This is a genomic window from Maridesulfovibrio sp., assembly GCF_963676065.1.
Classification (GTDB): Bacteria; Desulfobacterota; Desulfovibrionia; order Desulfovibrionales; family Desulfovibrionaceae; genus Maridesulfovibrio.
On sequence record NZ_OY780933.1, the window covers coordinates 3,537,679 to 3,547,500 of the forward strand.

Consider the following 9,822-nt stretch of genomic DNA (forward strand, 5'->3'; position numbering starts at 1 on the left):
AAATGGTAGAGAATTCAGCTGCTGTTACGTTTAAATCCGGTTTTTCAAATGGTTCGCCCATTGCCTACGGTGAAGTGCTTATCTACGCCCCTGATAACGCAGATATAGAATTTCAAAACGGCCGGACAGACAGAAATGGAATTTTCTCATTTCTGCCGGACAAGCCCGGAATATGGAAAATTGAGGTCGACGGAGGACTCGGTCACAAACTTATTTTCACTGTAAATGTTGCCGAATCTGAAAAAAAAGATCTTACCGCCCAAACTATAAAAGATCCGTTGCAGGCATCCATGAGCATAAAAGTCCTGCTGGGCATAAGCCTTATTTTCAATCTTTGTCTTGCCGCAAGTTACATCCGTAAAAAGAAAATTAGGCGCTTACATAAAGATTAGAGACAATAATAACCGGGGAAAATATACACACCGTTGGCTTGCATCCAGAACCCCTGTTTGCCATTCTTACTTTCATAAAGTCTGCTCAAGCCTGCACGGATGTATACTTCATGCCCCCCGGCGAGGAGAGCGCTGAGTTCATCAAGACGGTCTTGAAGTACATACTTCATAGCCATACGATGAAAACAGAGATCAGCGATGGGTGTGTGCCTGTACTGTACACCGGACTTATCAGTAAAACCAAGTCTCAGCTTCATCTCTCCACTCGAATGGATGACTGAAACACTTACGGATTTAGGTTCAACTCGGATAGTCCGAATGGAGTGGGAGCAAGGAGACTCCACAGGTACACACCTGTTTTTGGGGGTAACTATGCCTTCAAAGGCTTCATTTATGGAATCGACTGCACTACGTTCAAGAAGATCTTTAAATGAATCCTCGTCCACGCAATCCAGCCAGACATCATTTTCAAATTTACAATCCTCGACATGCGGGTAGTTTGCATCCTCACTGGGGACAACATCGGCGGAAACAATAATGCCCGGGCGAATATTCCTAAACTCTACAAAAGCAAGATTTTCATATGGCAGGGGGCGATAACATATACAGTTATCCTCATCCAGCAAGGCCATACAAACATTATCGCTATCATTAAATCTCGTTAAATCGGTCAAAATCAACATGTAAGAATCCTTTCACGCTAAAAATAATACCAGTGATCAACTTCCCATCTCAGAAAGCACAAATAATCTAAAAAAGTCAAGCAGATCAACACACGAGACAGATATAAGTAAACATCAAATAACTCAAACGGAATACAAATCAGAACAAAATAAGTACGAATTTTCCGAATTCCAATCCAAAAATATCGATGAACAATACCCTCTGAGTTTACATATAGATGTGGCTATCTTCTGTGCAATTAAAACGAAAGCGGAGCCTCTACGACTCCGCTTTCTTAAATTATTCCTGCATTACCTGTCCTGCCTGACTGACCACCTCCTGCATCTGAGCCGGGGTTAGGCCGGATTGCGAAATATCTTTTATTATACCTGACCCTAATGAAGCAGCCTGTAAACTCTGCTGCAACTGCTGCTGTTTCATTGCCATTTCACGGCGCGTGTTACGGAATTTTTCCACTTCATCGCCGGAACGGACAATACCGGTAGGCACCCCGATAAGTTCCGCGTAGTCATCCACAGCCCGGTCCATGTCCACTTTATCAAGCACTTCGGGATTAGCCTGCGCCAGATCACCAACAAAACTAGCCAGCGACAAAAGAGACTGGGTTCCGACCATCTTCTGTGCCTGCGCGAGGACGGAAATGTAATCAATTTTAAGATCTGATCCTTCAAGTACAGAAGGAGGCTCAGGCAACTGCCCGGCACGATGCAGAATGCCGAAAACCCTGTCTAGCAAAGGATCAAGCAACTCGGTATGCTGACGCTCGATTACCGGACCGAGCTGGATCAGTTTTTCCTCGTGCCGTTCTGCAACCTCGGCGGCAGTTATTGTCCTACGATTGGAACCGGCCATCATCATAAAGATGTCATTGTAAAAACCTTCACGGATAGCGGTACGAACGTCCTGAATTTTGTTGCTCACACCGGCAAGGTCCGGTCGCACCTGATAAAGCGGTGAGACAGAATCCTGCTGATTCTGCTCCACCGGATTCTGTCCACCGGGTAACAAGTTCAACCGCCTTGAGTACATGGAAGGAACCTTCATAGGTGGCCTTAAAGTCAAATGAACAGCCTGAATCTGACTTTTACTCATCTCCATGAGCATTTTAACATCGGCCAGAACATCCATGGCCGGAGAGCGCCCGTACACATCCATCGCCGCCGTATCCCAGCGGGGGGCCATGTATGGATTTTCCACAAACCCACTCTCGGAAAGCACGTGCCCGCCATGCCCGTTAAGCAGGAAGACTGATTCATAAGGCATGTTCATGATATCCATACGGTCCACATCGAACTCAGCGCGCGGCTGAACAACGTGCAGCACATCGAACCAGGAATCACGGTTTACATTTAAACTGGTAAGCACTGAAGCAGGGAGATTTTCTCTGCCGAATCTACTCTCGATCTGGCGTGCGGTCATTTTAAATTCCCGATAAACGGAATCAACACGCCCTTGTGCATCAGTTGCCAGACAATATTCCCCAGCGGTTAGAGTACGAAAACGAATCCCACGCTCATCGTCCGGTTCACAATAGAGAATTCCTGTTCCGAAACCGGACAGCTCCGTATACAACGAATGTATGCAGGAATAAAAATTACTGCGGGCCAAAGCGCGATACATGGTATTTTCCACCTTGGAAACCCACTCCCGCACCGACTTATGACGGGCAAGATCTCGATCGGAAATCCCCAGCCTGAACCACGGCCTCGCCGGAGAAGTAAGTCCTCCCTGCAACCCTGCCGCCAGAATTCGCAAAGATCTGGTTGCTGTTGAATCAATAATTTTACCGGATCTTGTACGTCCGTCATTGGGACGGTGTCCGGCATAAATTCCCTTACGGGGCAGGATGTAATCGCTGATTTCCTGCCAATGCGATTCCCACGAGCTGCGTTCCTGACGCAAACCCTGTAATCTTCTTAAATATTTATTTTTTTCAATATCTTTCATATAATTTCTTATTTACCTTTTGCTTTACCGACCCCGACACTTTCTACTCTCCGGCAATGCGGACAATTTTTTTACATTTAGGGCATTTTACCTGAACCTCTATGATTTTACCTTTCAGCAAAAGCCTGCGACATACCGGGCAGCGATACTCAATCATTTCATTACTCCTTTGGAACGTTTCAAAATTTCCTGGCTGATCTTGGCCTTGGACATAACCCCTTCCGGCCCGGTCAAAATGGTTTTCGTACGACCTAACGCATGTACCTGCCTCATTCTTCCCTCAGTCTTTTTGCGAAGTGCCACTTTTGCATCGAACTCCGCATTCTGACGGTCAATTTCACGTTTGCGAATGTCATTTGGATGCAACCACTCTCCCTCAATCTTGCTGTAGCCGGCATTGCGCATCTCAGTCGGTGTGTACCAATGACCGGTTTGACCGGAAAAGGTCCAATCATCCGGAGCACGCCAGTCAGCCGGAGCATTCAATCCTTTCGAGTTTGAAGTAGGATTTGTACCGTAGTTGAAGCGATACCATTTAAAATACCCGTTAAAACCGGGGGATCCGTTGTCGAACCAAACCTTAGACTGCCCTTCCTTTGCCTTAGCCAGCTCAGGTCTGTAATAATTTGCCATGCTCTTCTCCTACTGCCCCAGTTTCGTTTTTTGAGCCTTTAAGTTCTGAGTAGCTGTTGCCAACTGCCCGGTATCACCCTGCCCGCTGGTCAAAACGGTTGCGCTGCGCCCTTTTTTCAAACGTTGCATCTCGCGCATTTTCTTTGCTTTAAGTTCCTGTTCACTCTTACCGATGTCTTCCATCTTCGGCGGCTCTGGGGCCGGGGTCACCGGTGGTGCCGGTGGTGGTGTAACTGGTGCTGAAGGTGCTTTTCCTCCTCCGCCTCCCATAATCATTCTCCTTTGCTAAAAATTTCTGTTTTGGACACTTGGTCCGAATTATTCCTCACCGCACAAAAAATAGCGGCGTCCACACTTTTATCTTCCGCTGCCAGATAAGCGGCCCGAGGAAGAATTCCCACTTTACTGAAACCGGACTTTTCCGCCATTCGACAGGCCAGAGGATTGGTCACCGGAATCAGTCCTTTTATACAGTCAAATATATAATCTCCTGCCACGTCAGTTACTGACAACAAATGTCGCAATCCGCCGCGCCCCATCTGTAAAGTTCCCTGCCCATGAAAACAGGGCATAGTAGCGATATGCACGAAACACGATTTAGGAGAAAAGCCGTTCAGCCAAAACAATCCTGCAGGCTGCCTATCCTTGAATGCGAAAAAGAAATGCTGGTCCTCCCGATGCACCAACCCTTTAAAGTCTTGAAAAGATTCAATTGTTCCGTCATAAAAAATAACCGGGAGATGCCCGGCTTCGCGCATGATTTCCCAAAACCAGCGCAAATGCCCTTCCGTAAGGTAATCGTGACCGTCAAGATCCCTGAATTTATAGAAGGTAAAACCTCCTTCAACCTCAAATCCGTACATCAGACCGCTCCAGTAAAAATGTCATAATCCATCAGTCCCTGAATCTCCTGCTGCTGTTCAAGCACATGCTGCGGCTTAGGAAAAACTACCCCCAAAGACGGGTCCAGAATTCGAGCCATACAATCCAGCATGTCATCATGCGGAGCCACCGGAAAAGCGAGATATTCATCATCAATAAACTCACGTACGAGGTCACGTTCGCGGCCTTGATGATCCATAAACCTGGCCTGCCACGGAAGGTAAAACCGAGACTGTTCAAACAGCGGAACCAGCTTGCGAATACGGTCTGTCTTAGGCACATTTCCGCCCAGCGGAACTATGGGAAAGCGGTAATTCTGCTCATTCATCACATACTGCATGTGCTCAACATCAGCCTGTTGTCCGTACTTTTCATACCCGACAGCCAAAGGTGAATATGATCGATGCAGGCGAAACAATGCCCTTGCCCGCTCCGTAAGATTGAGCCTGTCACGGATGCCGTCTATGAGGTAATAATTCCGGTCCGGTCCCAGCCCTACAACCAGCATGACCGTATAGTCACTGCCGGATTTCTTTTCACTGGCCGGGTCCACCAGAAGATAGCGGTTGAAATTCTGCCAACGTGTATTTCCTTTAAGATCATGCGGATCCCACCTGCTAAGCCATTCCTCACGGAACCCCTGCACATCATCAGCGCGCGGATCCTGCATCATCTGGCAGCCGAACACATAAGGTCCCATTTCGCGACGTTTGGTCTGCAACTGCTCTTTCGTCAGCAATACCGGCTCGCCGTCCATGGTTCCATCTGCTGTCGCAGGATAAACACGTGGTATGGCGGCATTCCGTCTCATAATTTCGCGGTAAGTATCGTTAAAATGATAACGTGTGCCGATATAGCGTTTAATCCCTTCACGGGTACCGAGGTTCACAGACAGCGCCCAGGCTTCAGTCGTCTTGAAGATCATATCCGGGGATGAAACTGATTCGCGAGTCACAACATCATCATATATCAGCCGGGAAAAATGTTTACCGGTAGGTTGTCCGTCCACCAGTCCCCAAGCCTCGACCGTGGCCTCCTTCGGATTGGATTTTCGTTTGACGATTATCCCGTCTTCTTCCGACCATTTAGGAGAATCCTTTTTCGGATTGGCCCAGAGCACATCGGGGTAACATTGTTTAAGCAATTCATTGCGCTCGAATTCCTGTTTAATCTGGCGCAGAAAACCCTTTGCTACCGGCCGGGTGTGACTGAAAATTCCGACGGAGACTTCCGGGTCGCGTAAAATATCCTGAATTGTCAGGGCAAAAGTGATGATGGTCGACTTATAGTGTTCACGTGACCAGAGATCGAGATGCCCATCGGGGTTAGCCTGCACTTCACGACAGCGCTCGAAAACCCATTCACGATTCGCATCGCCGCGCCCAAGCAAACGAGTCAGCAGAAAAAATAAATCACTGCGTCCGAGTTCGGCCATAACCTGTAAGGCCTGTTTGCGCTTTTCAGCTTCGCGCAAAATTTCAGCATACCATTTATTTGCGTTGTCCAGATCCATAAACTTCATCAAGTTTCTCCCTTAGCTCCGGGCTGATGGCGCAGTTTTTGTTAGCACCTTTTGCTGTACCCTCCTTTTTGATGTCTCCTATACCCCAGGCTTTGCGTTCCATATCGTGCCGTTTATGCATGATATCTAGTTTGGCCTTCAGATCTTTGACCATATCGGAATCATCTCCCTCTACTGCCAGCGCGAAAACCTCCCGGAACCGATCCAGCTCCTCTTTCTGTTTTTTAATGACTTCATTTTTCGTCATTTTTTACTAGCTCCAAATTCCATGTTAAATTAATGCGCGGAGCGCTTTTATCAGTCCACAACATACCCACACAGTGTCCTGTTATTTGATTGGCCGCTGACGAATTTTCTTGCAAGAAGGTCATCATGACTAATGCTCTATTTCTTTTTTTGAAATACAAACTCGTTGATTAACTTTGCTGATACATTTGCTGCAAAGTCTTTCTTCGCGAATAAAACTAATGCCCTTAAATACAATTTTAAATCTGAATGGTTCCAACGCATCCATTCGTCCACAGCGGTCACAACTTTCACCATTGAATATGCTACCTATAAATGTTGAAGCCTCCGCAATTCTGAGCGAACTCATCATTTGAACGCCTCATAAACAACTCGTCCGGCTACCCCGGCGACTACAGCAGCAGTGCCCCAAACGGCCCTTTCAAGGTTACGAAATTTTTCGGCATGAGTATGACAACGCCGTGCTCCGTTAATTTCAGCAATATCCTCCTGAATAGATTTCACGCGTTCATCTATGCGGATCAGCAGATCCTGTAATTCACTCCTTTCATCGGTCATTTTTTTCCACTCCATGTTTTTGCAACTTTTTCGGCACTACGCCCGACAACATATCCTCCAAGACCAAGTTCCATCAGCGACCAAAGCTGCATAGGCAATTCAAGGCTGGGTGCCTTGTCCCAGAACAAAGTTAGGTACGGATAAACGAGATAATTATTTGCAACGATTGCAATAATGGTCAGCATCAGGATAGGTCGCCATGAACGCTGCAACCAGTTTCCGGACAATTCCGCGAGCATAACTTGTACACGTGCCTCAAGGTCTGCGAGCTCTCCCTTATTCTGCAGTTCCATGAGACGCAGTTTGGCCTTTTCGCGCTCACCGGCGTCGGGCCAGATTTTGTCGATTATAGTCGAACCTAAATCGAGAATTGAACCGATCATTTCGTCACCTCAACTATGCCCCTATGGCCTTGACCACCTGAGTAGCTGTAAGTAGGGCGCATTTTCAGACGTTTATAATCGATCAATGAGTTCCCGAATTCCAACCATTCGGGGTGATCATCAATAAACGATGCATAATTTTTGATTGTTCGCCTCGTTTCCAGCGGATAAAGCGCGGCGAGAGTTTCTGCCTTAATTTCTTTCATTATTTCGTCCTCCTTTACCTATAAGATAATTGGCAGGGCGGACCTGAGTCAGATGACTCGGGTCCGCCCTGAGAACTTTTTCAAAATTAAGACAAAAAAAAATCCTCTCCGGATTAAACCGAAGAGGATTTCTAAAAATTGCAAATAATATTTTTTTAAGATTAAGTATTAAGTAGGCGTACCGCACACAAAAATTCTTCAACACCTTCAACATCAATCCCTAAGCAACATGAGCTCCTCATTGATCTCAGCAGAATATTTTCATCCCCAGCTCAGAAGATGTAGTCACCCGAGTCTATTTCACAGGATAGATCCCACAAGCGACAGATCATCTATGCGGCTGTAGACCAGTATATTTTCCATTTAATCGTCAGACGCAAGAAAGCCCCCTTGAGTTAACAAGGGGGCTTTGAAATAAAAGCTTGCGACGACCTACTTTCCCACTAGCTACCTAGCAGTATCATCGGCGATGGAGAGCTTAACTTCCGAGTTCGGAATGGGGTCGGGTGTGACCTCTCCTCAGTGGTCGCAAGCAAATTTGCTTGCTTCGATGAGCAAAATATATGGTTTTAATAGAGAAGAATTACCTTAACTTAGTTAAAGTTAAGGGAAGAGAAGAAAAATAAGTCGCACGATTTATTAGTACCGGTCAGCTGAATGTGTTGCCACACTTACACCTCCGGCCTATCAACCAGGTGGTCTACCTGGAATCTTTAGATGCTAAAGCATAGGGATAACTTATCTTGAGGCAGGCTTCCCGCTTAGATGCTTTCAGCGGTTATCCCTTCCGAACTTAGCTACCCTGCAATGCCACTGGCGTGACAACAGGAACACCATAGGTTCGTCCACCCCGGTCCTCTCGTACTAGGGACAGACCCTCTTCAATTATCCTACGCCCACGGTAGATAGGGACCAAACTGTCTCACGACGTTTTAAACCCAGCTCGCGTACCACTTTAATCGGCGAACAGCCGAACCCTTGGGACCTGCTTCAGCCCCAGGATGTGATGAGCCGACATCGAGGTGCCAAACCGCGCCGTCGATGTGAACTCTTGGGCGCGATCAGCCTGTTATCCCCGGCGTACCTTTTATCCTATGAGCGATGGCCCTTCCATGCGGGACCACCGGATCACTAAGACCAACTTTCGTTCCTGCTCGAGATGTCTCTCTTACAGTCAAGCTCCCTTATGCCTTTGCACTCAACGGCTGGTTTCCAATCAGCCTGAGGGAACCTTTGCAAGCCTCCGTTACTTTTTGGGAGGCGACCGCCCCAGTCAAACTACCCACCAGACACTGTCTCCAAGCCGGATAACGGCGTTGGATTAGAATTCAAAACTATCAAGGGTGGTATTTCAAGGTTGGCTCCACCGACACTAGCGTGCCGGCTTCAAAGCCTCCCACCTATCCTACACATGATAGTCCTAAACCCAATGTCAAGCTATAGTAAAGGTGCACAGGGTCTTTCCGTCTTACCGCGGGTAACCGGCATTTTCACCGGTAATTCAATTTCACTGAGTCTCTGGTTGAGACAGTGGGGAGATCGTTACGCCATTCGTGCAGGTCGGAACTTACCCGACAAGGAATTTCGCTACCTTAGGACCGTTATAGTTACGGCCGCCGTTTACTGGGGCTTCAATTCGGAGCTTCGACCGAAGTCTAACACCTCCTTTTAACCTTCCAGCACCGGGCAGGCGTCAGTCCCTATACATCGTCTTACGACTTAGCAGAGACCTATGTTTTTAGTAAACAGTCGCCCCCCCCGATTCTCTGCGGCTCCAAACAGCTCGGAGAGTAAATAACTTCACCGTCTGGAGCATCCCTTCTCGCTAACTTACGGGATCATTTTGCCGAGTTCCTTAACCAGAGTTCTCTCAAGCGCCTTGGTCTACTCGACCCGACTACCTGTGTTGGTTTGCGGTACGGTCAACAAATGCTAAACTTAGAAGATTTTCTAGGCAGTCTGGAATCACTCACTTCAAACGTAAAGTTACGGCATCGCATCTCGGCCTTAAAGAGTCACGGATTTGCCTATGACTCAAGCCTACGTGCTTACACCGGCATATCCAACAGCCGGCTGAGCTATCCTACTGCGTCCCTCCATCGCACACATTTGCTGGTACGGGAATATTAACCCGTTTTCCATCGACTACGCCTTTCGGCCTCGCCTTAGGGACCGACTAACCCTGGGAAGATTAGCTTTACCCAGGAAACCTTAGTCTTACGGCGAACAAGTTTCTCACTTGTTTTATCGTTACTCATGCCAGCATAATCACTTCTCATTAGTCCAGCAAACCTTCCGATTCACCTTCATCCCATCTGAGAACGCTCTCCTACCGATGCGAACTAGTCGCATCCCGTAGCTTCGGTACC

The 9,822-nt window shown here is 47.5% G+C and carries 12 protein-coding genes and 2 rRNA genes (1 of these 14 only partly in view); 1 reads left to right on the forward strand and 13 read right to left on the reverse strand.

Annotated features, from left to right (window positions below; all coding sequences use genetic code 11):
• The first annotated feature begins 2 nt into the window (after positions 1-2).
• On the forward strand, positions 3-392 hold the full coding sequence (locus ACKU35_RS15795) for a hypothetical protein (protein ID WP_319760686.1): 390 nt from the start codon (positions 3-5) through the stop codon (positions 390-392).
• Here the strand turns inward: ACKU35_RS15795 and ACKU35_RS15800 are convergent.
• The 13 genes from ACKU35_RS15800 to ACKU35_RS15860 all read right to left on the reverse strand — a co-directional run.
• On the reverse strand, positions 389-1,075 hold the full coding sequence (locus tag ACKU35_RS15800; protein WP_319760688.1) for a hypothetical protein: 687 nt from the start codon (positions 1,073-1,075) through the stop codon (positions 389-391). The genes ACKU35_RS15795 and ACKU35_RS15800 overlap by 4 nt on opposite strands.
• 280 nt (positions 1,076-1,355) lie before the next feature.
• Complete coding sequence (locus ACKU35_RS15805) at positions 1,356-3,023, reverse strand: portal protein (RefSeq protein ID WP_319760690.1); 1,668 nt, start codon at positions 3,021-3,023, stop codon at positions 1,356-1,358.
• Between the two features lie 43 nt (positions 3,024-3,066).
• Positions 3,067-3,180, reverse strand: a complete 114-nt coding sequence (locus ACKU35_RS15810; protein ID WP_319760692.1) for a Com family DNA-binding transcriptional regulator — start codon at positions 3,178-3,180, stop codon at positions 3,067-3,069.
• A complete protein-coding gene (locus ACKU35_RS15815) occupies positions 3,177-3,656 on the reverse strand; it encodes an aminobutyrate aminotransferase (protein ID WP_319760693.1) in 480 nt (159 codons plus the stop codon). The genes ACKU35_RS15810 and ACKU35_RS15815 overlap by 4 nt, the downstream gene beginning before the upstream one ends.
• Before the next feature lie 9 nt (positions 3,657-3,665).
• A complete protein-coding gene (locus tag ACKU35_RS15820) occupies positions 3,666-3,926 on the reverse strand; it encodes a hypothetical protein (protein ID WP_319760695.1) in 261 nt (86 codons plus the stop codon).
• Positions 3,927-3,928: 2 nt separating this feature from the next.
• The gene (locus tag ACKU35_RS15825; protein ID WP_319760697.1) at positions 3,929-4,519 is read right to left on the reverse strand and encodes a GNAT family N-acetyltransferase; all 591 of its coding nucleotides are present in this window, start codon (positions 4,517-4,519) and stop codon (positions 3,929-3,931) included.
• Entirely contained in the window at positions 4,519-6,060 is a 1,542-nt protein-coding gene (locus ACKU35_RS15830) for a hypothetical protein (RefSeq protein ID WP_319760699.1), read from the reverse strand. The genes ACKU35_RS15825 and ACKU35_RS15830 overlap by 1 nt, the downstream gene beginning before the upstream one ends.
• Entirely contained in the window at positions 6,029-6,307 is a 279-nt protein-coding gene (locus ACKU35_RS15835; protein ID WP_319760701.1) for a hypothetical protein, read from the reverse strand. Before ACKU35_RS15835 ends, ACKU35_RS15830 begins: the two co-directional genes overlap by 32 nt.
• Before the next feature lie 347 nt (positions 6,308-6,654).
• Positions 6,655-6,864 carry a hypothetical protein gene (locus ACKU35_RS15840; protein WP_319760703.1) on the reverse strand — a complete coding sequence of 70 codons (210 nt, stop codon included), beginning with the start codon at positions 6,862-6,864 and terminating at the stop codon, positions 6,655-6,657.
• Complete coding sequence (locus tag ACKU35_RS15845) at positions 6,861-7,247, reverse strand: holin family protein (protein WP_319760705.1); 387 nt, start codon at positions 7,245-7,247, stop codon at positions 6,861-6,863. The genes ACKU35_RS15840 and ACKU35_RS15845 overlap by 4 nt, the downstream gene beginning before the upstream one ends.
• Positions 7,244-7,453 carry a hypothetical protein gene (locus ACKU35_RS15850; RefSeq protein WP_319760707.1) on the reverse strand — a complete coding sequence of 70 codons (210 nt, stop codon included), beginning with the start codon at positions 7,451-7,453 and terminating at the stop codon, positions 7,244-7,246. The genes ACKU35_RS15845 and ACKU35_RS15850 overlap by 4 nt, the downstream gene beginning before the upstream one ends.
• Before the next feature lie 419 nt (positions 7,454-7,872).
• A 5S ribosomal RNA gene (rrf, locus tag ACKU35_RS15855) occupies positions 7,873-7,987 on the reverse strand.
• 84 nt (positions 7,988-8,071) lie between these two features.
• Positions 8,072-9,822 (reverse strand): 23S ribosomal RNA (locus tag ACKU35_RS15860) (it continues 1,185 nt past the right edge of the window).